This is a genomic window from Streptomyces sp. BBFR51, assembly GCF_044591655.1.
Lineage (GTDB): Bacteria > Actinomycetota > Actinomycetes > Streptomycetales > Streptomycetaceae > Streptomyces.
Map to the genome: position 1 here is coordinate 1840272 of NZ_CP172448.1, position 25508 is coordinate 1865779.

Genomic DNA, 25508 nt, shown 5'->3' on the forward strand with positions numbered 1-25508 from the left:
GGCCTGGTGCGTCAGGCGATTTCGGGGGCCGCGGCTCCGGCTCCGCCGAGCGCGTCGCGCCGTTCGGGCGTCCGCAGCGTCACCATGCGACGCCAGCCCGCCAGCCGTTCCCCGGCGTACGTCGCGTGGATGCCCGCCGCGAGCAGCGCCGACCTGGCGCGCGACCAGCCGAGGAGACGCCCCATGCGGGCCATCACGGCGAGGCTGACGTCCCGGTGGACGCGGATCTCGGCGAGCGCGCACTCGCGCAGCGTCGCCCGGATGTACGGGCCGTGTCCTGCGTCGGCGTAGCGCAGCAGTTCCTCGTGGGAGTAGGCGAGGTGGTTGTCCTCGTCGGCGGAGATCATCCGGACCGCGCGGCCCAGGTCCGGATGGTCCGCGAAGTGCTTGAGGAGCATCGCCATCTGCTCGGCCGCGCGCTGCTCGGTGACCCTGCTGTGCGCGAGGTAGGTGATGACGTCCCGCACGGTGAGGGGCTGGTCGGCCTTGAGCTTCTCGTGGGCGAGGCCGATGCCGTGCCGCTCGAGGAGCATCGTGTAGTCGGTCTCGGCCGGCACCTCGACGGGTTCGAGGCCGCGCTTCTTGAGCAGGGCGTTGAAGATCCGGCCGTGCTTGTCCTCGTCCGCGCCGTGCCGGGTGATCTTGGGGGCGAGGGCGCGCTCGCTCTCGGGCACCAGCGCGGCGATGCGGGCGTTCTCCCAGCCGCCCTGGGACTCGCCGCTGGCCGCGATGGAGCAGAAGAGACGGAAGGACTCGTCGTCGTCGACGATCTCCTGGAAAAGGCTCTTGGCCGACAGCATCGGTGGCACCTCTCTGCCGCAGCGTGGTTCCGCGGGTTCCGCACACTCCGCAAAGGACGAGTCAAGTGCGGGAGAGGGGGCGGGGCAACAGGTGCGGCGGACAACTCCGCCAGAAGAAGGACGGCGGGAGCACCAGGAGGCGTAACCCCGCGCGCGTGGGCGCGTTGTTCCTCGTGACGGCCGTGGCGGGGAAGACCCCCGAGCCCCCACCACGGCCGCAGAAACTTCCCTGTGCCGTCGGCCGGGTCCCTAGCCCAGTCCGGCGCGTTCCAGGGCCTCGGTGCCGGCGCGGAGGGCGGCGAGTCGCTCGTCCAGGGTGAAGCCCGCGGGGGCGAGGGTCAGGGTGGTGACGCCGGCCGCGGCGTAGGCCTTCATCCGGTCCGCGACGCGGTCGACGGAGCCGAGCAGCGTCGTCTGGTCGATCAGCTCGTGCGGTACGGCATCGGCGGCGCCCTGCTTGTCGCCGGAGAGGTACTTGTCCTGGATCTCGGCGGCCTCGCGCTCGTAACCCATGCGCTGGGCGAGCTGGTTGTAGAAGTTCTGCTTGCGGCTGCCCATGCCGCCGACGTAGAGCGCGGTGTAGGGGCGGAAGGTGTCGGCGAGCGTGGTGACGTCCTTGTCGTCGCCCAGGGCGAGCGGCACGGTCGGGCAGATGTCGAACCCGTCGAGGGTCCTGCCGGCCTTCTTGCGCCCGGCGCGCAGGTGCTTGACGGCGGTCTCCTCCAGGTGGTCGGCGGAGGGGAAGATGAGCAGGGCGCCGTCGGCGATCTCGCCGGTCTGCTCCAGGTTCTTCGGGCCGATCGCCGCGATGTACAGCGGGATGTGCTCGCGCTGCGGGTGCACGGTCAGCTTGATCGGCTTGCCGGGGCCGCCGGGCAGCGGCAGCGTCCAGTGCTGCCCCTCGTAGGAGAGCCGTTCCCGGGTCATCGCCTTGCGGACGATCTCGACGTACTCGCGGGTGCGGGCGAGGGGCTTGTCGAACTTGACGCCGTACCAGCCCTCGGAGACCTGCGGTCCCGAGACGCCGAGGCCGAGGCGGAAGCGGCCCTGGGAGAGGGAGTCCAGGGTGGCGGCCGTCATCGCGGTCATCGCCGGCTGACGGGCCGGGATCTGGAAGATGGCCGAGCCGACGTCGATGCGTTCGGTCTGGGCGGCGACCCAGGTCAGCACGGTGGCCGCGTCCGACCCGTAGGCCTCGGCGGCCCAGCACACGGCGTATCCGAGCCGGTCGGCCTCCTGGGCCACGGCCAGATTGTCCGCGTCCATTCCGGCACCCCAGTAGCCGAGGTTGATACCGAGCTGCATGGCCGATTCCCCTTACCGATCAGTAACGTGGCTGGTGCCACGACCTTAGCGCGCGGAAATCGGTTGTCCACAGGCCCCCACAGCGCAAGCCGTGGCCAGTAATGTCGGCGTTCATGGAGCAGAGGCATCTCGGCCGCACGGGCCTGCGCGTGTCCCGCATCGGTCTTGGCACCCTGACCTGGGGCCGGGACACCGACGAGCATGACGCCGCGGACCTCTTGAAGACCTTCTGGGAAGCGGGCGGGACCCTCGTCGACACGGCGGACGTGTACGGCGACGGGGAGTCCGAGTATCTGCTCGGGCGGCTCATGGAGGGCCTGGTGCCGCGCCGGGACCTGGTGATCTCGACCAAGGCCGGCAGCGTGCCGGACCCCGACCGCCGCTTCGACGGGTCGCGGGCCCATCTGCTGTCCGCGCTGGACGCCTCCCTCGCCCGCCTGGGCACCGACCACGTCGACGTGTGGCACCTGCACGCCTTCGACCCCCACACGCCGCTGGAGGAGACGCTGCACGCCCTCGACGTGGCGGTGAGCAGCGGCCGGGCCCGTTACGCGGGGGTCTCCAACTTCTGCGGCTGGCAGCTGGCCAAGGCGGCGACCTGGCAGCTGGCGGCGCCGGGCGCCCGGAACCGGGTGGCGAGCACCCAGATGGAGTACTCGCTGCTCCAACGGGGTGTCGAGCGGGAGGTCCTGCCGGCCGCGCTGGACCTGGGTGTCGGTCTGCTGCCGTCCTCGCCGCTGGGCCGCGGGGTGCTCACGGGCAAGTACCGCAAGGACGCGACGCCGCCGGACTCGAGGGGCGCCTCGGACCATCTGGCGCCGTTCGTCGAGCCCTACCTCGACGAGACGGCCGGGCACATCGTGGACGCGGTCGCGACGGCGGCGGACGGGCTGGCGGTGACCCCGCTCCAGGTGGCCCTGGCCTGGGTCCGCGACCGGCCCGGGGTGGTCGCCCCGATCATCGGCCCGCGCAACGCGCAGCAGCTCACGGCGGCGTTGTCAGTGGAGACCCTTAGTCTTCCTGACGAGATCTGCCGGGCGCTCGACGATGTGTCGGCGCCCGTGCACCGCTATCCCGATCACGACTGGAGCACGCTGTGAGCACGGAGCCCGAGCCCGCCGCCGAGGACGCCACGGACACCGTGGACACCGGGCCGGAGCGCCCGGGCACGTCGGACACGTCCACACCGGACGTCGCCGTTCACCCGCACGAGTCCGCCGGGGGCGAGGCGGTCGCCGGGGAGCCGGGCGGTGAGGCCGGTGAGGCCGGGGCCGGGGCTGCCGCGCAGGTGTCCGAGGTCGAGGCCGAGCTGGCCGCCCAGCGGCTGGAGCGGGAGCGGATCGAGCGGCGCAAGGCCGAGAAGCAGGGGCCGGTCGAGGCCGGGGGCAAGCTCAGCGGCACGGCGGCCGATCTGCTCGCCGCGGTACGGGCCGTGGAGAGCGGCGAGAAGCCGGCGGCGGCGGTCTTCGGCGCCCCCGAGCCCGCGCGCCGGCCCGCCCCGGAGCCGGTACGACAGCCCCGGCCGGCGCCCGTCGTGCCGACGGCCACGCCCTCGGGCCCCGCGCCGGAGGCCGTGCAGACCGTGCGGCGCGTGCTGGCCGAGGGCGGCGCGCCCGAGACGCTCGCGCCGCAGACCGCCGCGCTCCTCGGCGAGGGCGCGGAGGACGCGTTGCGCGCGGACCCCTGGCAGCTGCTCCGGGTTAGCGGGGTGCGGCCGGAGCAGGCGGACGGGTTCGCCCGCGCGCTGCTCGGCGCGGAGTGCGGCCCGGACGACGAGCGTCGCGGCCGCGCCGTCACCGTGTGGCTTCTGGAGCAGGCGGCCCTGGCCGGGCACACCGCGCTGGAGCTGCCGCGGCTCACGGCCACGCTGGCGCAGCGGGGCGTGCCGGATCCCGAGGCCGCCGTGCAGAGCACGCTCGCCGAGGGCGAGGCGCTGGCCTTCCAGGACGCCCTGGAGGAGACCGGCGCCCGTCCGGAGAAGACGGCGGGCGCCGACGAGGGCACGGACGAGGAGGGCGAGCAGCGTCCGGTCCGGGTGCTGATCGGTCTGGAGCGGTATGCGCTCGCCGAGGAAAGCCTCGCCGACGGTCTGGCGCGGCTGGTCAACTCGGCACCGAAGCAGGACGGTTCCGCCGCGGACTGGGAGCAGGCCGCCGCCTCCGCACCGGGTTCCGCGGCCGACCTGATCCGTGCCGTCGCGGCCCACGGGCTGGTCCTGCACACCGGCGGCGAGGCGGCCCTGGCCGAGCCCGCCGCCCTGCTGCACGCCGCGCACGCCCTGGGGCTGCGTTGCTGGGCCGCCGCGCCCGGCCCGCTCGGCCGCGACCGCTTCGCCACCCTGCTGGGCGACGTCTCGCCCGAGCCGTCCCCCTCTGGGGCGACGGTTCCCGAGGGCTCCGTCCCGGGCACTCCCGCCGCCGTCACCGTGGCCGAGCTGCTGACGGGGGCCGAGGGGCCCGGACGGGACGCCGACGGTGCGCTGGACCTCGATCTGCTCGTCGTGCTCGACGCGCCGCAGCTCGACGTCGAGGCGGGCGCCCTGCTGGCGGAGTCGCTGCCCGACGGGGCCCGGCTGGTGCTGGCCGGGGACCCGGCGGTGCTCTGGTCCGTGGGCCCCGGCCGGGTCTTCGCGGATCTGCTGGCGGCGCGGGCCTGTCCCCAGATCGCCTCGCGGCGTCCGGACCCGGGCCCGCTCGGCGAACTGGTCTCCGGCGTCGGCATCGGCGAGCTGGGCCAGGTGGAGGCCCCCGGCAAGGAGGTCGTGATCGTGCCGGTGCGGGACCCGGGCGAGGCCGTGCACCGCACCGTCCAGCTCGTCGCGGACTCGGTGCCGCGCGCGATCGGCGTCCCCGCCGAGGAGACCCAGGTGATCACGCCGGGCCACGGCGGCGCCGCGGGCACGCGAGCACTCAACGCGGCACTCAAGGAACGCCTGAACCCTGGCCCCGGCCGCTTCGGCGGCTTCGACCCCGGCGACCGGGTCGTCCACTCCCCCGCGCCGGGCCGTACGCTGCCGGGCCTGGTGGTGGACGCCGACGCCGACGGCCTGCACCTGTCGTGCGCCGACGGGGCGGTGGTCGTCCCCAGGGACCAGGTGGAGCGGACCGTACGGCACGGATGGGCGCTCACCGCCCACCAGGCGCTGGGCGGCCGGTGGCCCGCGGTGGTCGTGGTCCTGCCCGGCGATGCCGCGCAGGCCCTCAGCCGCCCCTGGGTCTACACGGCCTTCGGCCGCGCCGCCCGGCATCTGTCCGTGGTCCACGGCGTCGAACAGGCACTCCCCCACGCCGTGGCCGAGACCCCGGCCAAGCCCCGGACAACCCGCCTACCAGCGCTGCTCGCACCCCACATCCCGGCAACGGACTGACCCCGGGCACCCGCGCCCCGCACCTGTCGCCCGGCCCGATCGTCCCGTGCGGCTCGACATGCCTGCCGGGCCACCACCCCCGAGCCGGGGCCGACGCCGAGGCCCTGGCCGGCCTTCTGCCGGCGCTGCTCGCACCGCAGGCCGCCCCGGCAGCCGGCTAACCTCGGGCACCCCCCGTCCCGTCGCCCGGCCCGGTCGCCCCGGGCAGACCCGGCGGGGCACCGCCCCACGCCGAGGCCGACGTCAAGGTCTTGGCCGACCGGCTGCCGGAACTGCTCGCACCGCAGGCCGCCCCGGTGACGGACTGACCCCAGGCGCCCTCGCCCGACCGCTCGGCCCGGCCATTCCCGGCGGACCCAGCACAGCACCGTCCCCCATGCCAAGGCCGAGGCCGACGTCAAGGCCTTCGCCGACCGGCTGCCGAAACTCCTCGCACCGCAGGCCGCCCCAGTGACGGACTGACCCCAGGCGCCCTCGCCCGACCGCTCGGCCCGGCCATTCCCGGCGGGCCCAGCACAGCACCGTCCCCCATGCCAAGGCCGAGGCCGACGTCAAGGTCTTCGCCGACCGGCTGCCGAAACTCCTCGCACCGCAGGCCGCCCAGGTGGACGGCAGAGCCCGGGCACCCCCGCCTGGCCGCCCTGTCGGCCGGCCCAGCCCGGTCGTCCCGGGCCGGGACGGCGGCTGCGGCGGTCGCCGGGGCATCCCCGGGAGCGCCGCTGTCATGCCTGGGCCCCACGTCCTGCCGGGCGACCGGCGGGACGTGGAGGGCCGCTGGTCAGCGATCCGCCTCCAGCCGTGTCGGCTCGCCGTCCGTGTCCAATTCCGTGTCCAGGTCCGTGTCGAGGTCCTCGTCCAGCTCAGCCATGTCGCCGTCGCTGCCCTCGTCGTCGTCATCGATGCCGTCGTCGAACTCCTCGTCGAAGACCGCGCTGACGTCGAAGCGGCAGACGACCCGCTGCGGGTCGACCTGTTCGAACGGGGCCTCCAGCCACTCGCCCGGGTCGGCGGTCTCGTCCGCGGCCGTCACCCAGAGCGTGGAGTCGCCCTCCTCCAGCCCGAACTCCTTGTGCCGGGAGGCGATCTCGTCCGGCTCGAACTCGCCGAAGAGGAGGCCGAGCGCGCCGTGCACCGTGCCCGAGGCCTCCGCGCCCGGCCCCTCCTCGTCCGCCTCCTCGACCCGCCGCGCCTGGGCCATCAGCCGCTGCGGTTCGGCCACCGCGTAGTCACGGCGGATCAGGACGCTCAGCGCGCTGGGCTCCTCGGGGCCCGTGTACGGCGGCAACGTGTCGTCGGCGCCGGGGATCTCGAAGGGAGTGACCTCGTCGTACCGGTCGTAGAGCAGTTCGTCGTACGCCTCCGCGGCCGCGGCCAGCTCGTTGAACGCGTCGTAGACGGCCGGGTCGTCCTCTCCCGACCGGCGTTCGACCGCGGCAAGGTGGCGGTCGAGCGCGGTCTTGACCGCCTCGGCGGCGGCGCGTACATCGGCAGCGGTGGGCTGCGCAGCATCAGACATAGTGCAGACGCTATCCGTACCGGGCCCCAGCCCGCACAATAGATTCGATGCCGGAATACGAATTTGTCGATGTGTACCTACCGCGCGGGGTCACCCGCAAGGAGGCGGCACGTCAGCTGACGGACCATGCCGAGTACGGACACTGGGAGTTGTACCGCCTGACCCTGCTGCGCGACGGCAGCCGCAAGGTGCGTCTGCGGCGGCGGATCATCCGCCAGGTGCGCGCCACCTGGTGAGCCGGTGATCGGGCCGGGGCGGGCACGGGAGACGGAAACGGAGCGGGCCCCGCCGGTGCGGAGCCCGCTGCGTGTCCCGGTCTGCCCGGCTCACGCCGAGGCGCGCGCCTTGCGGTAGAGCACCGTGCCCGCGAGCAGCGCGCCGGCGCCCACCGGCAGGGCGAGGCCCAGCGGCAGTTCGCTGCCGGTCTCGGCGAGCCGGGCGTCGCCACGGGGCTGGGCGACGGTCTGGGCGTCCGGCCGGTTGTCGGGCGAGGAGCCTTCCGGCGTCCCGCCGTCCGGGCCGTCCGGGGTCTCGGGGGTGCCGGGATTCCCCGGCGGCGTCTCGTGGTCGCCGGGCGGCGTGGAGTGATCCCCGCCGCCCCCGTTGCCGCAGCCGTTGCCGGTGGTCGGGTTGAGGGCACCGACGATGTCGACGCTGTTGCCGCAGACGTTCACCGGCACGTCGATCGGCACCTCGACGTGGTTGCCGGAGGCGACGCCCGGCGAGTCCGAGGCGTGACCGCCGGCGTGCGAGCCCCCGTGCGAGCCTCCCCGGCCGCCGGAGTCCCCGTATCCGCCGTGTCCGCCGTGTCCGCCGGAGGCACCGCCGCCCTGGTTGGCGCAGGCGTTGCCCATCGCCGGGTTGAGGATGCCGACGACGTCGACCGTGTTGCCGCAGACGTTCACCGGCACGTGGACCGGAGCCTGCACCGTGTTGCCGGACAGTACGCCGGGCGAACCCGAACTCGAGCCGTGCGCCCCCGAGTCGGCGTGGGCGGTACCGCCCGCGGCGGCGATCACGCCGGTGGCCGCCGCCATCGTCATCAGGCCCTTGCGGGTGACCTGTCGCATTTCCTGGATCCCTGCCTTGTCCTGGTCCCGTGGTACCGAGCATGCCGGGAATTCCGGCCTTGCCGTCGTTCCCCCGCCCCGAGGGTCCCTCGAAAGGCCGTCGGCCCCGGAGCGCATGGCGTGCGCTCCGGGGCCGGCGGACTCAGACCCTCATGGGGCGAGGCACAACGTCACTTGTTGACGCAGGCGTTGCCGAAGGCGGGGTTCAGCAGACCGATCACGGAGATCGTGTTGCCGCAGACGTTCACCGGCACGTGCACGGGAACCTGAACGACGTTGCCGGAAAGGACGCCGGGCGAGTGCACGGCGGCACCCTGTGCACCGGAGTCGGCGACGGCCATGCCCGCGCCCGCGAGAACCAGACCACCGGTGGCAGCCGCGGCGGCGACGACCTTCTTGAGCATTGTTCCTCCTAGTTGGCAAACGCGATCCCAAATTGCCGATCGCATCACCTGTAACGAGGAGGGAGTAATGAGGCTACGAGCTTATGAGCGCATTCACTCTTCCCGGCCCCCTTCCGCACGCGCGGTCGATTACCGTCGCGTGCGGAAGTCGCGTTTCTCCGGGGCGAATCAGGACGCGTCGATGAAACGGTCGAGCACCCGTACACCGAACCGCAGTCCGTCCACCGGCACCCGCTCGTCGACGCCGTGGAACATGCCCGCGAAGTCCAGCTCGGGCGGCAGCTTGAGCGGCGCGAAGCCGAAGCCCCGGATGCCCAGGTCGTCGAAGGACTTGGCGTCCGTGCCGCCGGAGAGCATGTACGGGATCGCCTTCGCGGCCGGGTCCTCGGCGACCAGGGCGGACTGCATCGCGTCGACCAGCGCGCCGTCGAAGGTGGTCTCGACGGCCTTGTCGGCGTGCACGTCCTCGCGCCGCACCTTCGGCCCCAGGATCCGGTCGAGGTCGGCGAGGAACTCCTCCTCGTGCCCGGGCAGGAAACGTCCGTCGACGTTCGCGGTGGCCTCGCCGGGGATCACGTTCACCTTGTAACCCGCGTTCAGCTGGGTCGGGTTGGCGGTGTTGCTCAGGGTGGCGCCGATGAGCTTGGCGATGCCGCCCAGCCTGGCGAGCGTCCCCTCCATGTTCTCCGGGTCCAGCTCGGTGCCGAGCGCGTCGCCCAGTTCGTCGAGGAAGGCCCGGGTGGTCTTGGTGACGCGGACGGGGAACTTGTGCCGGCCCAGGCGCGCGACGGCTTCCGACAGTTCGGTGATGGCGTTGTCGCGGTGGATCATCGAGCCGTGCCCGGCGGTACCGGCCACGGTCAGCTTCATCCAGTGCATGCCCTTCTCGGCCGTCTGGATCAGGTACAGGCGGCGCTGCTCGCTCACGGTGAAGGAGAAGCCGCCCACCTCGCTGATCGCCTCGGTGACGCCCTCGAAGAGGTCGGGATGGTTGTCGACCAGGTGACGGGCGCCGAACGTGCCGCCGGCCTCCTCGTCGGCGAGGAACGCCAGCACGATGTCCCGCGGCGGCCTGCGCCCGCTGCGCAGCCGGTCGCGGACGACCGCGAGGGTCATCGCGTCCATGTCCTTCATGTCGACCGCGCCGCGCCCCCACACGCACCCGTCGGCGATCTCCCCGGAGAAGGGGTGATGGGTCCAGTCGTCCGCGTTGGCCGGGACGACGTCGGTGTGGCCGTGGATGAGCAGCGCGGGCCGGGACGGGTCCTCGCCCTCGATCCGGGCCACCGTGGAGGCGCGTCCGGGGTGGGACTCGAAGATCTTCGGTTCGAGTCCCACCTCGGCGAGCTTCTCGGCGACGTACTCGGCGGCCTTGCGCTCGCCCGGCCCCGAGTGGTCGCCGTAGTTGCTGGTGTCGATCCGGATCAGCTCGCGGCAGAGGTCGACGACCTCGTCCTCGCCGGTGACGCTCCTGGCCGTGCCCGAGTCGCTCACGTGGTTCCTCCCGCTGTCACTGCTGGTGGGTCCCCCTCATACTCTCCCGCCCGGCGTCCGTCCCCAAGAAGGGGGTGATCGGCCACCCCGGAAAGCCTGGTAATGTTTACGTCGTCGCCGCGGGGAGAGACCCGCACGACACACACCTTGTCCGGGTGGCGGAATGGCAGACGCGCTAGCTTGAGGTGCTAGTGCCCTTTATCGGGCGTGGGGGTTCAAGTCCCCCCTCGGACACCAGTCGAGACCCCTGCCGAGCAGGGGTCTTCTGCTTTTCCCGAGACAGTTCGGCGAGCGGGCACAATGGCCGCCATGACGACGCGTTCCTGCCCCTGCGGACTGTCCGGCCCGTACGAGAAGTGCTGCGGCCGTTTCCACTCGGGGGCGGCCTCGGCGCCGAGTGCCGAGGCCCTGATGCGCTCGCGCTACAGCGCCTTCGTGCGCCTGGACGCGGGGTACCTGCTGCGGACCTGGCACCCCGGGACGCGACCCGCGCGCCTCGACCTCGACCCGGGCACGCGGTGGACCGGGCTTGAGATCCTGGGCGCGAGCGACGGGTCCGCCTTCCACTCCGCCGGGACCGTGACGTTCCGGGCGTCCTACCGGGGTGGCTCGCTGCACGAGCGGAGCCGGTTCGCGCGGGTGGACGGGGCGTGGGTGTACGTGGACGGGGACTTCCTCGACTGACGCTTCCCCGGCGCTCAGGGCGCCAGGATGTCCAGCTCCTGGAGTGCCCCCACGGTGATCTCCCGGGTCAGCTCCTCCGCGCGTTCGGCGTCCCGCGCGCGGACCGCCTCGGCCACCTGGACGTGCAGGGTGACGGCGGCCGGGTCGGGGTCCTCGAACATCACGTCGTGGTGCGTGCGGCCGGCCAGGACCTCGGCGACGACGCCGCCGAGCCGGGCGAACATCTCGTTGCCGGAGGCAGTCAGGATGACGCGGTGGAAGGCCACGTCGTGGAAGAGGTACTCCTCGAGCCGGTGACCGCGTGAGTTGGCGACCATGCCGAGCGCGCACTCGGTCAGCTCGGCGCACTGCTCCGCCGTGGCGAGGCGTGCCGCCAGGCCCGCCGCCACGGGTTCGATCGCCGATCTCAGCACGGTGAGGGAGCGCAGCTGCCGGGGGCGTTCGGTGCCGGCCAGGCGCCAGCGGATGACCTGCGGGTCGTAGACGTTCCACTCGCACTCGGGCAGGACGGTGACGCCGACGCGGCGGCGCGACTCGACGAGGTGCATGGACTCCAGCACCCGGACCGCCTCGCGCATCACGGAGCGCGACACCTCGAAACGCTGGGCGAGTTCGTCCGTGCGCAAAACGCTGCCCGCGGGGTATTCGCCCGCTGTGATGGCGGGGCCGAGGGTGTCAAGTACGCGGCCGTGCAGGCCCCGGCCCGGTGTGCTCATGCACTCAGCGTACGGGGCAGGTCACGGGAATAAAAAGTCAGACTTATATGTCACAGACTCTTGAAGTCGTCGTACCTAATGGGTTTCAGTTACGTCGACATCATGTGTCGACGAAGACAGCAGACAGCGAGAGTGCGATGCAGCGACTGCACACCCCCCACGTCGTCGTGGTCATGGGCGTAGCGGGCACCGGGAAGACCACCATCGGCCCCCTGCTCGCGGCCCGGCTCGGCGTTCCCTACGCCGAGGGCGACGACTTCCACCCACCGGCCAACGTCGCCAAGATGACGGCCGGCACCCCGCTCACCGACGAGGACCGCCGGCCCTGGCTGGACGCCATCGGCGGCTGGGCTCACGGGCGTGCCGGGCTGGGTGGGGTGGTGAGCAGTTCGGCACTGAAGCGGTCGTACCGCGACCGGCTGCGGGCCGCCGCTCCCGGTGTCGTCTTCGTGCATCTCACGGGCAGCCGTGAACTGATCGAGGACCGGATGTCGCACCGGAAGGGCCACTTCATGCCGACGGCCCTGCTGGACTCCCAGTTCGCCACGCTCCAGCCCCTCCAGCCGGACGAGGCGGGAGTCGCGGTGGACGTCGCCGGCACCCCCGAGGAGATCACCGAACGGGCGATGAACGCCCTGAAGGGTCTTCCCGAGCCGGTCCAGTAACCCCCTGCACCCTCCCCCGGGGTCGTGCCGCCTCCCGCGCGCACGGCCCCGATCTCCCCCGAATCCCCATCACCGCAAGGGAACCACCGTGACCAGACTCAGCGTCGAGATGCTGGCAGCGGACACCGTCGAGCCGATCACCTCGGCCGGTCATGCCCAGTTGGGCATCGCCGTGCTCCTGGGCATCGCCGTCATCGTCCTGCTGATCACCAAGTTCAAGCTGCATGCCTTCCTGTCGCTGACCATCGGGTCACTGGCGCTCGGCGCGTTCGCCGGGGCGCCGCTGGACAAGGTCATCACCAGCTTCACCGCCGGGCTCGGCTCCACCGTCGCGGGCGTCGGCGTCCTGATCGCCCTCGGCGCGATCCTCGGCAAGATGCTCGCCGACTCCGGCGGCGCCGACCAGATCGTGGACACCATCCTCGCCAAGGCGACCCCGCGTTCCATGCCGTGGACGATGGTGCTGATCGCCTCCGTCATCGGACTGCCGCTGTTCTTCGAGGTCGGCATCGTCCTGCTGATCCCGGTCGTGCTGATGGTCGCCAAGCGCGGCAACTACTCCCTGATGCGGATCGGCATCCCGGCGCTCGCCGGTCTGTCCGTGATGCACGGCCTGGTCCCGCCGCACCCCGGCCCGCTGGTCGCCATCGACGCGGTGGACGCCAACCTCGGCGTGACCCTCGCGCTGGGCGTGCTGATCGCCATCCCGACGGTGATCATCGCCGGTCCGCTGTTCTCGAAGTACGCGGCCCGCTGGGTGGACGTCCCGGCCCCCGACCGCATGACCCCGCAGCGCGCCTCCGAGGAGTTGGAGAAGCGTCCCGGCTTCGGTGCCACGCTGGCCACGATCCTGCTGCCGGTCGTGCTGATGCTGCTCAAGGCCCTCGTCGACATCATCATCGACGACCCCGAGAACGTGGTGCAGCGCACCTTCGACGTCATCGGCAACCCGCTGATCGCCCTGCTGGTCTCCGTGATCGTCGGCATCTTCACGCTGCTGCGGCCCGCCGGGTTCGGCAAGGACCGGCTGTCGGGCCTGGTGGAGAAGGGCCTCGCGCCCATCGCCGGCATCCTTCTGATCGTCGGCGCGGGCGGCGGCTTCAAGCAGACGCTGATCGACTCGGGCGTGGGCCAGATGATCCTGGAGATCTCCAAGGACTGGTCGATCCCGGCGCTGCTGCTGGCCTGGCTGATCGCGGTGGTGATCCGGCTGGCGACCGGTTCGGCGACCGTGGCGACCGTCTCGGCGGCCGGTCTGGTCGCGCCGCTCGCGGCCGACATGTCGACCACGCACGCCGCCCTGCTGGTCCTGGCCATCGGCGCGGGCTCGCTCTTCTTCAGCCACGTCAACGACGCCGGCTTCTGGCTGGTGAAGGAGTACTTCGGCCTGAACGTCGGTCAGACCATCAAGACCTGGTCCGTCATGGAGACGATCATCTCGGTGGTCGCCGGTGGCCTGGTCCTGCTGTTGTCCCTGGTCATATAGCCGCCCGGCCGGCGGGACACTACGGGACACAGAGGAGTACGACGATGACGGCTCACCCCCTCTTCGACATCGGCGGGCGCACCGCCCTGGTGACCGGTTCCAGCCGGGGCATCGGACTGGCCCTGGCCCGGGGCCTCGCGGAGGCCGGCTGCCGGGTGGTCCTGAACGGACGGGACGGCGACCGCCTCACCAAGGCCGCCGCCGACCTGCCCGGCGAGGTCCACACGGCGGTGTTCGACGTGACCGACGGTCCGTCCGTGGCGGCCGGGATCGCGGAGGTCGAGGAGCGGGTGGGTCCGCTCGACATCCTGGTCAACAACGCCGGCATGCAACTGCGAGCGCCCCTGCTGGAGTTCGCGGACGCCGACTGGCACCGCATCCTGGACACCAACCTCACCAGCGCCTTCCTGGTGGGCCGGGAGGCCGCGCGCCGGATGACGGAGCGCGGCCACGGCAAGATCGTCAACATCTGCTCGCTGCAGAGCGAGGTGGTCCGCCCGGGCATCGCGCCCTACGCGGCCACCAAGGGCGCGCTGAAGATGCTCACCAAGGGCATGTGCGCGGACTGGGGCCCGTACGGCGTCCAGGTCAACGGACTCGGTCCCGGCTACATCGAGACCGAGCTGACCCGGCCCCTCGTCGAGGACGAGGAGTTCAGCGGGTGGGTTCGCCGGCGCACTCCGGCGGGCCGCTGGGGCCGTACGGAGGACCTGGTGGGCGGGCTGCTGTTCCTCGCCTCGCCCGCCGCGGACTTCGTCGGCGGACAGATCCTGTACGTCGACGGCGGAATGACGAGCGTCCTGTGAGCGCCGGGGAGGCTTCCGCGCAGGCCTGTGTGATCCACGGCGCGGGCGATCTGCGGGTCGAGGACGTTCCCGTCCCCCTTCCGGGTCCGGGCCAGGCGCTGGTCGCCGTCCGCTACGGCGGCGTGTGCGGCTCCGACCTGCACTACTGGCGGCACGGCGGCGTCGGCGACTTCCACCTGAGGGAGCCGATGCTGCTCGGGCACGAGGTGGTCGGAACGGTCCTGGCGTACGGCTCTTTGAAGCCGGACCCGGACCGGCCGGACGCGGACCCGTCGGACACGGACCCGCCGGGCCCGGCCCCCGGTACGTTCGTCGCGGTGCACCCGGCGACCCCGTGCGGGGTGTGCCCGGAGTGCGTGGACGGGCGGCGCAACGTCTGCCGGGACACCCGATACCTGGGCAGCGCGGCCCGCTTTCCGCACGTCCAGGGCGGCTTCGCGGCGCGGATCGTGGTCCCCGCCGAACAGCTGCGCCCCCTCCCGGCCGGCCTCGAACCCCGCCGTGCCGCCCTCGCCGAACCCCTCTCCGTCGCCCTGCACGCCGTGCGCCGGGCCGGTGACCTGAGCGGCCGGCACGTGCTGGTCACCGGCGCCGGGCCGATCGGCTGCCTGGTGGTCGCGGCGGCGAAGGCGGCGGGCGCGGCGCACGTGACGGTGACGGACCTGCTGCCCGCGGCCCTGGAGTACGCGCGTGCCGCCGGCGCCGGCACCCTCGTACGGGCCGACGACCCGGCCGACTCCGGTTGGCCGGTGGAAGTGGACGCGGCGATCGAGGCGTCCGGGGTGGCCGCGGGTCTCGACACCTGTCTGCGCCTGGTCCGGCGCGGTGGCGTGGTCGTCCAGCTCGGCATGCTGCCGCCCGGGCAGAGCCCCTTCGCGGGGAACCTGGTGGTGAGCCGGGAGATCGAGCTGCGCGGGGCGTTCCGCTTCGACGGCGAGTTCGACGAGGCGCTGCGGCTGCTCGCGGCCGAGCCCGCGTTCGACGCGCTGGTCAGCGCGGTGGTGCCGGTGCGGGACGCGGAGTCGGCGTTCGAACTGGCCGCGGACCGCAGCCGCTCCTGCAAGGTGCTGCTGGACTTCGACGCGGAGCCCGCCGCCTGACCGTCACCGGGGGAGGCGGTCCGGGAGGGCGCTGTCGTCCGCGCCGCCCCGGACCCGCTCACACCACCTGCGTGCGCGCCCCCGTCCGGCTCAGGAGGACGCGGCCTTGTCCAGCTGGAACGCCTCGTTGCCCTGGCCGATACGGGCGTGCCGCTCGGGTGCGCGCGAGCGCAGGACGAGGCCCTGGACCACGCCGGCGACCGCGGCGAGGCCGATGATGCCGGGCAGCACCCAGCTCAGGGCGGAGCCGGGTCCCGCGCCGACGAGGACGTCGAAGTCCTTGACGGTGTAACCGGCGATCACCAGCAGGGCGACGCCCGCGACGGCGGAGGTGACCAGGCGCACGCCCTGGGCTCCCGCGGCGCCGCGCCGGACGAAGAAGGCGACGACGGAGAACGAGGCCGCGGCCATCAGCACGATCACGCCGAGGGCACCGATGTTGCCGCCCCAGGTGAACAGGTGCAGCACGGGCTGCGTCGGGTCGCCGTGCGGTTTGTCGTCGGCGACGGCGAACCCGACGACCACGACCGCGGACACGGCGGTCTGGAGCAGCGAACCGGTGCCCGGGGCTCCGCTGGACCCGCTGGTCCGTCCGAAGGCGGCGGGCAGAAGGCCCTCGCGTCCCATGGCGAAGGCGTACCGGGCGACGACGTTGTGGAAGCTGAGCAGGGCGGCGAACATGCCGGTGACGAACAGCACGTGCAGCACGTCGGTGAAGGTGCCGCCGAGCCGTGACTCGGTCAGGAAGAACAGCAGCCCGGCGCTCTGCTCCTGCGCGGTGCCGACGATCTGGTCCGGCCCGGTGGCCACGGTCAGGGCCCAGCTGCTGAGCGCGAAGAAGACCGCGACCCCGCCCACCGCCAGGAACATGACACGCGGGACGAGCACGTGCGGGCGGCTGGTCTCCTCGGCGTACACGGGCGCCTGTTCGAAGCCGAGGAAGGCGGCGATGCAGAAGCAGAGAGCGGTCCCGACCCCGGCACCGGTCAGCGTGTCCGGGTTGAAGGCGTGCAGCGACAGCCCCTGCGCCCCCGGGTCGGCGACGGCGGCGATGTCGAAGACGACCACCAGGACGACCTCGATGAGCAGCAGCACGCCCAGCACGCGCGCGTTGACGTCGATCTTCAGCCAGCCCAGCGCGCCGACCGCGAGCACGGCCAGCAGGGCCGGAATCCACCAGGCTACATCGAGGTCGGCGTAGGTGGACAGCAGCCCGGACACCTCGAAGCCGAAGATGCCGTAGATGCCGACCTGGAGGGCGTTGTAGGCGACCAGCGCGACCAGCGCGGCGCCCGCGCCCGCGGTGCCGCCCAGTCCGCGGGAGATGTACGCGTAGAAGGCGCCCGCGTTGTGGACGTGCCGGCTCATCTCGGCGTAGCCGACGCTGAACAGGATCAGCACCACACCGAGCACCACGAAGAGCAGGGGCTGCCCGACGATGCCCATGACCGCGAAGGTGGTGGGCATGACGCCCGCGACCACCATCAGCGGGGCGGTGGCGGCGAGCACGGACAGGAGCAGTCCTCCCGTGCCCAGCCGGTCGGCGCGCAGCGCGCGCTCCTCGCCCTTGAAGGTGCTGATGGCGCCACCGCTCGCGGATCTGCTCGTTTTCGAACTGCCCGTTGTCATCGCAGGACGTCCTTCTTTCCGTGTGCGTCGTGTCGTCGGGGCGGTCAGACCGTGCCGAGCGCGCCGGCGCGGGCGGCACGGAAGGCGGAGAACGGGTCGCGGTCCGGGTACGACCACGGGGCGGGCGTGGCATGCTCGCCGATGCGGTGGAAGAGGGCGGCGGCCTCGGCGCCGCGGCCCTCGCAGGACTTGGCGTGGGCGAGGAAGTTCAGGTCGATCAGCCGGCGCGGGTGGCCGTCCTGCTCCCACTCCAGCCACCAGTCGAAGGCCGCCTTCATCACCAGCCGGGCGCGCCGGCCGACCCAGTGGCCGGAGGCGGCGGGGTCGGGGGACTCCTGCCCGGCGGCGGCCAGCACGCGGTAGCGCTCGGCGTGCGCGACGACCGGGAGGATGGCCAGCGGGGAGTCGGCGGGGGCCTGCTCGGCGGCCCAGTTGGCGAAGTCGTACACCTCGTGCAGCGGGTCGGGGCCGCCGTCGCCGCCGCGCTCGGCGAGCCGGGCCACCATCAGGTGATGGGCGTGGTGGTGGTCGGCGTACCGTGCTCGCACCTCGTCGAAGACGCGGACGACTTCGTCGTCGGCGCCCAGGGAACGCTCCAGCATGAGCAGGCCGAGCCAGGGCGTGGGATCGTGCGGCACGAGGGCGGCGGCGGCCCGGCACGCCTCGCGGACCCGCGCGGGCTTCTCCTTGCCCCGCAGGGCGCGGTGGACCAGAGCGAGGGCGAGCAGGACCGACGCGTCGGCGGAGTCGGGTTCGGCGAGCAGCCACTCGCGGGCCCAGGGAGCACAGTGGGGCTCCTTGGCGAGTACGGCCACCCGGTGCCCGCGGCGGTCCCAGTCGTCACCCGTGTGGACCAGCAGGGAGCGGACGGACTGCCATCGCCCCTGGGCCAACGCGGCACGGGCGGCGACGAGTTCGGCGTCGTCGAGGGCCTCGTCGAAGGCCTGGGCCGCGCGTTTGCGGCCGCGGCCGAGGGAGGGCGGGGGTGGGGACACCGCGGGAAACTTCCTCACGCGACGCGGTAGGTCGTCGTAGCCGGATTGCCATGAACTGGTCACGCACAGCAAACCGGCAGCCAAGGCTTGACGTCAAGTGGCATCGCTGCGTTACACGCGTCAACTCGTGCGACACCAGGGGAACTTGTGGCCGCACTCGACCTCTCCTCCACCCCGAATGCGCCACTCGCCCGGCACCCGGCACCCGCCCGCACTAGAGTCGTGCCCGACGCACCCCGTGACCCGACTGACGATCGAGGTACGCAGCGTGTCGGTTCTGGTTCTGGTTCTCGCCGTGAGCGCCGCATGCTGTCTGGGCTTCGGTTTCGTCCTCCAGCAGAACGCGGCCCAGCGCGCTCCGCTGGGCGACTTCCTCTCGCCCCGCCTCCTGCTCGACCTGGTGCGGGTGCCGCGCTGGCTGGCCGGCATGGGGCTGATGGTGGCCGGCATGGTGCTGGGCGCGATCGCCCTGGGCGGCGGTGAACTGACCCTCGTCGAGCCGCTCCTGGCGACGAACCTCCTCTTCGCCCTCGCCCTCTCCCGCATACAGACCAGGCAGCCACTGGGTCGCCAGGGCTGGGCCGGCCTCGCGCTGCTCGCGGGCGGGGTGAGCGCGTTCATCCTGGCCGGCGAGCCGCTCGGCGGCAGCGCGGTGACCGACCCGGTGCGGCACTGGCTGATCGTCGGCGTGATGCTGGGCCTGTCCCTCCTGCTCACGCTGTGCGCCGGCCGCTTCCGGCTGACCTGGGGCCCGATGCTGCTGGCCCTGGCCGCCGGGCTGCTGTACGGGGTGCAGGACGCGCTGACCCGGGTCAGCGGCCGGCGCTTCTCCGCGGGTGGCTTCGCCGAGCTCCTGACGGGCTGGCAGCCGTACGCCGTGGTGGTGCTCGGCGTCACCGGCCTGGTCCTGGTCCAGAGCGCCTTCGAGACGGCGCCCCTGCGCAGGTCGCTGCCCGCCCTGACGGCGGCCCAGCCGCTCGCGGGCATCGCCTGCGGGGTCGGTTTCCTCGGCGACCGGCTGCGCACCGACACCGGGGCCCTCGCGTGGGAGGCGGGCGGTCTCGCGGCCGTCGTGGCGGGCATCGTCCTGCTGGGCATGCACCCGGCGATGCCGCAGGGCACGGGCGAGAGCGGGCGCGAGCGGGCCCTGCAACGGCGCTGAGGGGCCGGACGCTGCTTGGATGGCGGGCATGAGCGCTGCTGACGAGATCCTCGACATCGTCGACGAGAACGACCGCGTCGTCGGCCGGGCCCCACGGGGCGACGTGTACGCACGGGGGCTGCGCCACCGCTGCGCGTTCGTGTGGGCCCGGGACCCCGAGGGGCGCGTCTTCGTCCACCGCCGCACGGCGACGAAGCTGGTGTTTCCCTCCCTGTACGACATGTTCGTCGGCGGGGTGGTGGGCGCGGGCGAGTCCTACGACGACGCGGCGCTGCGGGAGGCGGAGGAGGAACTGGGGGTGAGCGGGCTGCCGCGGCCGCGGTTCCTCTTCAAGTTCCTGTACGACGACGGCGCCGGGCGGACCTGGTGGTCGGCGGTGTACGAGGTGTGCTGCGAGGGGCCGGTAGCTCCGCAGGTGGAGGAGGTGGCCTGGCACGGGTTCCTGCCGGAGGCGGAGCTGGAGCGACGGCTCGGGGAGTGGGAGTTCGTGCCGGACGGTTTGTCGGCGTATGCGCGGCTGCGGGCTTGGCGGGGGTGAGTGGTCCGGCGTCTTGCTCGCACCCGGCGTGGGTGCGGGCCGGGGGTGGGTGACGCGGACCGGCGCTTGCCGGGTGCCGCTGCGCCCACCCGTGCCGCCCCAGCGGCACGACTGCCCGCAGTTGCGGGGGGGGGGTGCCTCTATGTCTTTCGTCAAGCGAGGCGTGGGGTTCGGTGTTCGTAGAAAGTGCCGTCTCGGAGCATCGCGAACAGCACGCTGATCCGCTGTCGGGCGAGGCGGAGAAGAGCCTGCGTGTGGGTCTTTCCTCTGGCTCGGCATCGGTCGTAGTAGGTCCGGGAGGCGGGATCGTGCAGGGCGGCGAACGCGGATAAGAACATCGCGCGTTTGAGCTGCCGGTTGCCGCCTCGTGGTGCGTGTTCGCCGTGGATCGAGGTTCCCGACGACTTTGTCGCGGGTGCGAGGCCGGCGTAGGAGGCCAGGTGGGCGGCGGTGGGGAAGCTGGTGCCGTCGCCGACGGTGACCAGCAAGGTGGCAGCGGTCCTGATCGCGATCCCCGGCATCGAGATCAGGACCTGGGAAAGAGGGTGCTTCTCCAACAGCTGCCCGATCTGTGCTTCCAGAGCTCGGCGCTGTTCGTGAACAGCCGCGAGCGAGCGGGCCAGCGACGGGACGACGATGTCGAGCGTGCCGGTGCCGGGAACGACGACGGTCTGCTCGTCGAGCGCGTCGAAGATCTCGTCGATCAGCCGCTGGGCCATGCGCGGGGCCTTGGGCCGGACTCCGTCAACGAGCCTGCGGCGTCCGGCTTTTCGCAGTGCGGCGGGGGAGCCGTAGCGTTCCAGCAGCCAGGTGACGGCCTGGTGGTCCAGGCGTGGGCCGAGGGCGCGTTCCAGGCTGGGGTGGAATTGGGTGAGCAGACCGCGTATGCGGTTGGAGGTGCGGGTGGCCTCGGCCGCGAGGTCCTGGTCGAAGCCGACGAGGACGGTCAGCTCGGCGGTGATCTCGTCGGTGAGTTCCAGGGACCGCAGGGTGTGGGGCATGGTGCGGGCGGCGTCCGCGATGACCGCGGCGTCCTTCGCGTCGGTCTTGGCCTCGCCCGGGTAGAGGTCGGCGATCCGCCGCATCGCCAGGCCCGGCAGGTAGGCGACCTTGCAGCCCGCGTCTCTTGCGACGGTCAGCGGCAGGGCTCCGATAGAGGCGGGCTGGTCCACGACCAGCAGGACGGTGCCGAACTTCGCGGCCAGCTTGTCGAAGACGGCCCGCAGCTTCGGCTCGCTGTTGGGCAGGGGCTTGTCGAAGACCTTCTTGCCGGCCGGGGTCAGTCCATGGCCGTGATGGGCGGTCTTGCCGACGTCCAGGCCGAGGAAGACGTCCACGTCGCCGGTGTCGAACATCGTGCTCTCCACTTCCTTTGGCACGGCTGGCCTGGGCATCGGTGTCGTACGCGCGCATCCACGTTATGCAGACCTGCCGCCCGTGAACTGCCCGGTATTGCACCGGACCGGACGGTGGCCGGACCTCTCATCAGCGTCTCCGACGGCACCTCTCGGGCCCGGTGAACACCACCCCCCAGGTCATACGGTTCAACAGGGGGACACAGTCATGCCGGGCTCGGAGGCCAGCGGCCCTCTTGCAGGACCGCGGAAAACATAACGGGGGCGACTGCCCGCGGCTACGGCGGAGAGCCGCGGACGGCGGACGGGCGCGGGCGGCGGGAGGCGGGCGGAGAGCCGCGTACGGCGGGAAGGGGTCGTGTCGGGGGGTGTCCGCCCGCAGCGGTTGGCGCGTCAACGCGTCCCGCATCTGTGGCCGACCGATTCCGCGCCGTTCCGAGGACGGACACCCCCCGGCGCGGCACCGACCCACCCACAACGCACCGCGCTACGCGCACCCCCACCCACCCCCCACAGGCCGCCGCAGGCACCCCGCACCCCCACCGAACCCGCACAGGCCGCCGCAGGCATCCGCGGGGAGCGACGGATAGGGTCCCCAGGTGATCGAATTTGTGCGGAACGTCCGGCTGTGGTTCGCGCCCGAGGAGGTCCGGCAGGAGGGCGGCACCCCCGACTACCGGTTCTCGCTGGCGAACGAGCGCACGTTCCTGGCCTGGCTGCGCACCGCCCTCGCCCTGATCGGCGGCGGGTTCGCGGTGGATCAGTTCCTGCCCGACCTGCGCTCGGGCTGGCGCGTGGCGCTGGCGCTGGCGCTGCTCGCCGCCGGTGTGCTGTGCTCGCTGCGCGCCGTGAACCACTGGGTGCGCTGCGAACGCGCCATGCGCCGGGGCGAGAACCTCCCCGTCTCCCGCTTCCCGGCCCTGCTCAGCCTGGTCGTCGCCGTGGTCGCCGTCGTGATGGTCATCGTCGTCCTCACCGGCTGGGAGGGCTGAGCGTGAGCGGCGCCGCCGACCCGGCACCCGCGGACCGCGATCCCGGGCTCCAGCCCGAGCGCACCCGGCTCGCCTGGCGCCGTACGACCCTGTCCGGCACGGTCGTCGCCGTACTCGCCGCGAAGACCGCGCTGCACGGCGGTGCGACGCCCGCCTCGGTGCTCGCGGCCGCCCTGTGCTGCGCCCTCTGGCTGGCCTTCCTCCGCATCGCCCACGGCCGCATCCGCACCCTCGCCTCGGCGAACCGCCCCCGCGCCCTCACCCCGCCGCATGCCACGGCGGCAGCCCTGTGCACCGTGGCCCTCGCGCTCTGCGGGGCGTTCCTCGTCCTGTGAGGCCGGGCGGGCGAGCCACGCGGACCGCCCGTAACACCGATCACGTTCCGCCGACCCACTGGACGGCATACCGACCGGTCGGCATCATAAGTCGGGTACTGTTCACCCGCCGTAGGGAGCGACGATGAGCCCCGACCACCCGCCCGGACTCGATCTCGACCGGTTGCGCGCCCTGCTCGACCGCGAGCGGCCCGGCCTGGTGACCGGCGCGCTGTCCGGCCGGCTGATCGAGGGCGGCCGGTCGAACCTCACCTACGCGGTCTCGGACGGCACCGCCCGCTGGGTCGTACGACGCCCCCCGCTCGGCCACGTCCTGGCCACCGCGCACGACATGAGGCGCGAGCACCGGGTCATCAGCGCCCTGCACCCCACCGACGTACCGGTCCCGCGCCCGGTGCTCCTCTGCGAGGACGAGGAGGTCCTCGGCGCGCCCTTCTACGTCATGGAGTTCGTCGAGGGCACCCCGTACCGCACCGCCGAACAGCTCGCCCCCCTCGGCCCCGAGCGCACCCGCGCCGCCGTGCTGAACCTCGTCGACACCCTCGTCGGCCTGCACGCGGTGGACCCCGCGGAGGTCGGCCTCGCGGACTTCGGCCGCCCCGAGGGCTTCCTGGACCGCCAGCTCCGCCGCTGGGCCAAGCAGCTCGACGCATCCCGCGACCGCGACCTCGCCGGCATCGACGAGCTGCACGCCACCCTCGGCCGTCAGCTGCCCCCCTCCCCCGCCGCGACGGTCGTGCACGGCGACTACCGGCTCGACAACGTCCTGATCGGCGGCGAGAACGACGACATCAGGGCGATCCTCGACTGGGAGATGTCGACCCTCGGCGATCCGCTGACCGACCTCGGCCTGCTGGTGATGTACAGCATGCCGCTGGGTCTGCCCGACTCCCCCGTCTCCACCACCGCCCGGGCCCCCGGCCACCCCGCCCCCGCCGAGCTGATCGAGCGGTACGCCGCCCGCTCGGGCCGCGACGTGTCCGCCGTCGCCTGGTACACGGCGTTCGCGTGGTTCAAGCTCGCCGTGATCCTGGAGGGCATCCACTACCGCTACACGCTGGGCCAGACGGTCGGCCCCGGCTTCGACCGCATCGGCGACCTCGTCCCCGTCTTCATCGAGCACGGCCTGACCACCCTTCAGAAGGGCTGAACCGCCATGGACTTCGCGTACGACGCACGCACCGAGGAACTCCGCGCCAGGCTGCTCGCCTTCATGGACGAGCACGTCCACCCGGCCGAGCAGACCGCGCACGAACAGCGGGCCCTCCTCGCCTCCCCCTGGGACACCCCGCAGGTCGTGGAGGACCTGAAGGCCGAGGCCCGCCGCCAGGGCCTGTGGAACCTGTTCCTGCCCGATCTCGACCACGGCGCGGGCCTCACCAACCTGCAGTACGCCCCGCTCGCCGAGATCACCGGCCGCAGCCCGCAGCTCGCGCCCACGGCGACGAACTGCGCCGCGCCGGACACCGGGAACATGGAGGTGCTGGCCCAGTTCGCCGACGAGGCGCAGAAGAAGCAGTGGCTGCAGCCGCTGCTCGCCGGGGAGATCCGCTCGGCCTTCGCGATGACCGAGCCGGACGTGGCCTCCTCGGACGCCACGAACATCACCACGCACATCGAGCGCGAGGGCGACGAGTACGTCATCACGGGTCGCAAGTGGTACATCTCGGGGGCGATGAACCCGGACTGCCGGATCTTCATCGTGATGGGCAAGACCGACCCGGAGGGCGAGGACATCCGCCGCCAGCAGTCGATGGTGCTGGTCCCGCGCGACACGCCCGGCGTCACCGTGAACCGGGCCATGCAGGTCTTCGGATACGAGGACCACTACCACGGCGGCCACGCCGAGGTGACCTTCGACCACGCGCGCGTGCCGGTGTCGAACCTGATCGGCGAGGAGGGCGGCGGCTTCGCCATCGCCCAGGCCCGGCTCGGTCCCGGCCGGATCCACCACTGCATGCGGCTGATCGGCATGGCGGAGCGGGCGATCGAGCTGATGTGCCGCCGCGCGGTCTCCCGCGACGCCTTCGGCAAGTCGCTGGCCCAGCAGGGCGTCGTCCACAACTGGATCGCGGACGCCCGGGTCACCGTCGAGCAGCTGCGACTGCTGGTGCTGAAGACCGCGTGGCTGATGGACACGGTCGGCAACCGGGGCGCGCACACCGAGATCCAGGCCATCAAGATCGCCACGCCGCGCGCGGTGGTCGACATCATCGACCGGGCGATCCAGTTGCACGGGGCGGGCGGCGTGAGCCAGGACTTCCCGCTGGCCGAGCTGTACGCCGGCGCCCGGACGCTGATGATCGCCGACGGTCCGGACGAGGTCCACCAGCGCTCGCTGGCCCGTCGGGAGATCAAGAAGTACCTCTGAGCGAGGCGGCGCCCCCGGGGTCCTCCGCGGCTCCGGGGGCCCGTCACCTCACGGGCGCGTCACCTCACGGGCCCGTCACCTCACGGGCGCGTCACGGGCGCAGCGCTCGCAGCAGCAGGTCGGCGAGGTGGTCGGCGACCTCCTGCGGGCTGAGCGGACCGTCGGGGCGGTACCAGGTCGACAGGTGGTGGATGGAACCGAAGTGGTAGTCCACCACCAGGTCGGCCGGGGTCTCCTTGGTGAAGACACCGGCCCGCTGGCCCTCCTCGATGAGCGCGCGGAAGCGTTCGTGGTAGCGCCGGCGCTCCGCGCGCACCTGCTTGTTCTTCTCCGGGCTCAGCTGGTGCATGGAGCGGAAGAAGATCGACGCGTCGTCGAGGTTGTCGATGGTGGTGACGACGACGTCGGCCGCCGCGTCCCGCACCCGCTTCTCGACCGGCTCGTCGGAGTCCGCGAAGGCGTCCAGGCGCTCCTGCTGGAGGCGCAGCACGCGCGCGTACACCTCGTGCAGGAGGTCGTCCTTGGAGCCGAAGTAGTGGTACAGCGCCCCCTTGGTGACGCCGGCCGCCTCCACGATCTCCTGTACCGAGGTGCGGTCGTAGCCCTGCTCCGCGAAGAGCCGGGTGGCGGCGGCCAGGAGCCGCTGCGGCACCGGAGTGCCGTCCCCGTCCGTGGTCCTGGGCACTGCCGTCACCTGCCTTTCCGTTTCAGTTTCCGT

Annotated in this window: 25 protein-coding genes and 1 tRNA gene; 15 read left to right on the forward strand and 11 right to left on the reverse strand. The window is 72.5% G+C overall.

Features of this window, described 5'->3' with window-relative positions; translation table 11 throughout:
* Positions 1-11 precede the first annotated feature (11 nt).
* Positions 12-800 carry a ferritin-like domain-containing protein gene (locus ACGH7X_RS08300; protein WP_399883121.1) on the reverse strand — a complete coding sequence of 263 codons (789 nt, stop codon included), beginning with the start codon at positions 798-800 and terminating at the stop codon, positions 12-14.
* A 249-nt stretch (positions 801-1049) separates the two neighbouring features.
* Positions 1050-2105: an LLM class F420-dependent oxidoreductase gene (locus tag ACGH7X_RS08305; RefSeq protein WP_399883123.1), complete on the reverse strand. Its 1056-nt coding sequence runs from the start codon at positions 2103-2105 to the stop codon at positions 1050-1052.
* 113 nt (positions 2106-2218) lie between these two features.
* On the opposite strand from ACGH7X_RS08305, the gene ACGH7X_RS08310 reads away from it, so the two are divergent.
* Both ACGH7X_RS08310 and ACGH7X_RS08315 read left to right on the forward strand, forming a co-directional pair.
* Positions 2219-3205 carry an aldo/keto reductase gene (locus tag ACGH7X_RS08310; RefSeq protein WP_399883125.1) on the forward strand — a complete coding sequence of 329 codons (987 nt, stop codon included), beginning with the start codon at positions 2219-2221 and terminating at the stop codon, positions 3203-3205.
* The gene (locus tag ACGH7X_RS08315; protein ID WP_399883127.1) at positions 3202-5472 is read left to right on the forward strand and encodes a helix-hairpin-helix domain-containing protein; all 2271 of its coding nucleotides are present in this window, start codon (positions 3202-3204) and stop codon (positions 5470-5472) included. Before ACGH7X_RS08310 ends, ACGH7X_RS08315 begins: the two co-directional genes overlap by 4 nt.
* A 778-nt stretch (positions 5473-6250) precedes the next feature.
* Here ACGH7X_RS08315 and ACGH7X_RS08320 read toward each other — a convergent pair.
* A complete protein-coding gene (locus tag ACGH7X_RS08320) occupies positions 6251-6988 on the reverse strand; it encodes a hypothetical protein (RefSeq protein ID WP_399883129.1) in 738 nt (245 codons plus the stop codon).
* Positions 6989-7035: 47 nt separating this feature from the next.
* Here ACGH7X_RS08320 and ACGH7X_RS08325 point away from each other — a divergent pair, with 47 nt between their 5' ends.
* Positions 7036-7224 carry a DUF5703 family protein gene (locus tag ACGH7X_RS08325; protein ID WP_003977152.1) on the forward strand — a complete coding sequence of 63 codons (189 nt, stop codon included), beginning with the start codon at positions 7036-7038 and terminating at the stop codon, positions 7222-7224.
* A 90-nt stretch (positions 7225-7314) separates the two neighbouring features.
* Here the strand turns inward: ACGH7X_RS08325 and chpC are convergent, their stop codons facing one another.
* The 3 genes from chpC to ACGH7X_RS08340 form a co-directional block, all read right to left on the reverse strand.
* Positions 7315-8058, reverse strand: a complete 744-nt coding sequence (chpC, locus tag ACGH7X_RS08330) for an LAXTG-anchored chaplin ChpC (protein ID WP_399883131.1) — start codon at positions 8056-8058, stop codon at positions 7315-7317.
* Positions 8059-8228: 170 nt separating this feature from the next.
* Entirely contained in the window at positions 8229-8462 is a 234-nt protein-coding gene (chpH, locus tag ACGH7X_RS08335; protein ID WP_064727063.1) for a chaplin ChpH, read from the reverse strand.
* 168 nt (positions 8463-8630) lie between these two features.
* Positions 8631-9956, reverse strand: a complete 1326-nt coding sequence (locus ACGH7X_RS08340; RefSeq protein WP_399883133.1) for a M20/M25/M40 family metallo-hydrolase — start codon at positions 9954-9956, stop codon at positions 8631-8633.
* Positions 9957-10105: 149 nt separating this feature from the next.
* Here ACGH7X_RS08340 and ACGH7X_RS08345 point away from each other — a divergent pair.
* Both ACGH7X_RS08345 and ACGH7X_RS08350 read left to right on the forward strand, forming a co-directional pair.
* A tRNA-Leu gene (locus ACGH7X_RS08345) sits at positions 10106-10193 on the forward strand.
* Positions 10194-10265: 72 nt separating this feature from the next.
* Positions 10266-10640: a YchJ family protein gene (locus ACGH7X_RS08350; protein WP_399883135.1), complete on the forward strand. Its 375-nt coding sequence runs from the start codon at positions 10266-10268 to the stop codon at positions 10638-10640.
* Between the two features lie 14 nt (positions 10641-10654).
* Here ACGH7X_RS08350 and ACGH7X_RS08355 read toward each other — a convergent pair whose 3' ends face one another.
* A complete protein-coding gene (locus tag ACGH7X_RS08355; RefSeq protein WP_399883137.1) occupies positions 10655-11356 on the reverse strand; it encodes a FadR/GntR family transcriptional regulator in 702 nt (233 codons plus the stop codon).
* Positions 11357-11493: 137 nt separating this feature from the next.
* Here ACGH7X_RS08355 and ACGH7X_RS08360 point away from each other — a divergent pair, with 137 nt between their 5' ends.
* From ACGH7X_RS08360 to ACGH7X_RS08375, 4 genes are all read left to right on the forward strand, one after another.
* The gene (locus tag ACGH7X_RS08360; protein WP_399883139.1) at positions 11494-12021 is read left to right on the forward strand and encodes a gluconokinase; all 528 of its coding nucleotides are present in this window, start codon (positions 11494-11496) and stop codon (positions 12019-12021) included.
* An 88-nt stretch (positions 12022-12109) separates the two neighbouring features.
* Complete coding sequence (locus ACGH7X_RS08365) at positions 12110-13507, forward strand: GntP family permease (RefSeq protein ID WP_399883141.1); 1398 nt, start codon at positions 12110-12112, stop codon at positions 13505-13507.
* A 44-nt stretch (positions 13508-13551) separates the two neighbouring features.
* Positions 13552-14313: an SDR family oxidoreductase gene (locus ACGH7X_RS08370; protein ID WP_399883143.1), complete on the forward strand. Its 762-nt coding sequence runs from the start codon at positions 13552-13554 to the stop codon at positions 14311-14313.
* Positions 14310-15413, forward strand: a complete 1104-nt coding sequence (locus ACGH7X_RS08375) for an L-idonate 5-dehydrogenase (protein WP_399883145.1) — start codon at positions 14310-14312, stop codon at positions 15411-15413. Before ACGH7X_RS08370 ends, ACGH7X_RS08375 begins: the two co-directional genes overlap by 4 nt.
* A gap of 90 nt (positions 15414-15503) precedes the next feature.
* On the opposite strand, the gene ACGH7X_RS08380 is transcribed toward ACGH7X_RS08375, so the two are convergent.
* Positions 15504-17042: an APC family permease gene (locus tag ACGH7X_RS08380; RefSeq protein ID WP_399883147.1), complete on the reverse strand. Its 1539-nt coding sequence runs from the start codon at positions 17040-17042 to the stop codon at positions 15504-15506.
* Positions 17043-17086: 44 nt separating this feature from the next.
* Entirely contained in the window at positions 17087-18037 is a 951-nt protein-coding gene (locus tag ACGH7X_RS08385; protein ID WP_399883149.1) for a hypothetical protein, read from the reverse strand.
* A gap of 268 nt (positions 18038-18305) precedes the next feature.
* Here ACGH7X_RS08385 and ACGH7X_RS08390 point away from each other — a divergent pair, with 268 nt between their 5' ends.
* Both ACGH7X_RS08390 and ACGH7X_RS08395 read left to right on the forward strand, forming a co-directional pair.
* Positions 18306-19199 (forward strand): DMT family transporter, encoded by an 894-nt coding sequence (locus ACGH7X_RS08390; RefSeq protein ID WP_399883151.1) that lies wholly within the window; start codon positions 18306-18308, stop codon positions 19197-19199.
* A 28-nt stretch (positions 19200-19227) separates the two neighbouring features.
* Positions 19228-19737, forward strand: a complete 510-nt coding sequence (locus ACGH7X_RS08395) for an NUDIX hydrolase (RefSeq protein ID WP_399883152.1) — start codon at positions 19228-19230, stop codon at positions 19735-19737.
* A 152-nt stretch (positions 19738-19889) separates the two neighbouring features.
* Here the strand turns inward: ACGH7X_RS08395 and ACGH7X_RS08400 are convergent, their stop codons facing one another.
* Positions 19890-21092, reverse strand: coding sequence for an IS110 family transposase (locus ACGH7X_RS08400; RefSeq protein ID WP_399883154.1), 1203 nt, complete (start codon positions 21090-21092; stop codon positions 19890-19892).
* 599 nt (positions 21093-21691) lie between these two features.
* Here ACGH7X_RS08400 and ACGH7X_RS08405 point away from each other — a divergent pair.
* From ACGH7X_RS08405 to ACGH7X_RS08420, 4 genes are all read left to right on the forward strand, one after another.
* Complete coding sequence (locus tag ACGH7X_RS08405; protein WP_399883156.1) at positions 21692-22084, forward strand: YidH family protein; 393 nt, start codon at positions 21692-21694, stop codon at positions 22082-22084.
* Positions 22085-22086: 2 nt separating this feature from the next.
* Complete coding sequence (locus ACGH7X_RS08410; RefSeq protein ID WP_399883158.1) at positions 22087-22419, forward strand: DUF202 domain-containing protein; 333 nt, start codon at positions 22087-22089, stop codon at positions 22417-22419.
* A gap of 124 nt (positions 22420-22543) precedes the next feature.
* Positions 22544-23569, forward strand: coding sequence for a phosphotransferase family protein (locus tag ACGH7X_RS08415; RefSeq protein WP_399883160.1), 1026 nt, complete (start codon positions 22544-22546; stop codon positions 23567-23569).
* Positions 23570-23575: 6 nt separating this feature from the next.
* On the forward strand, positions 23576-24790 hold the full coding sequence (locus ACGH7X_RS08420; RefSeq protein ID WP_399883161.1) for an acyl-CoA dehydrogenase family protein: 1215 nt from the start codon (positions 23576-23578) through the stop codon (positions 24788-24790).
* 91 nt (positions 24791-24881) lie between these two features.
* On the opposite strand, the gene ACGH7X_RS08425 is transcribed toward ACGH7X_RS08420, so the two are convergent.
* Positions 24882-25475 carry a TetR/AcrR family transcriptional regulator gene (locus ACGH7X_RS08425; protein WP_217170801.1) on the reverse strand — a complete coding sequence of 198 codons (594 nt, stop codon included), beginning with the start codon at positions 25473-25475 and terminating at the stop codon, positions 24882-24884.
* Positions 25476-25508 lie beyond the last annotated feature (33 nt).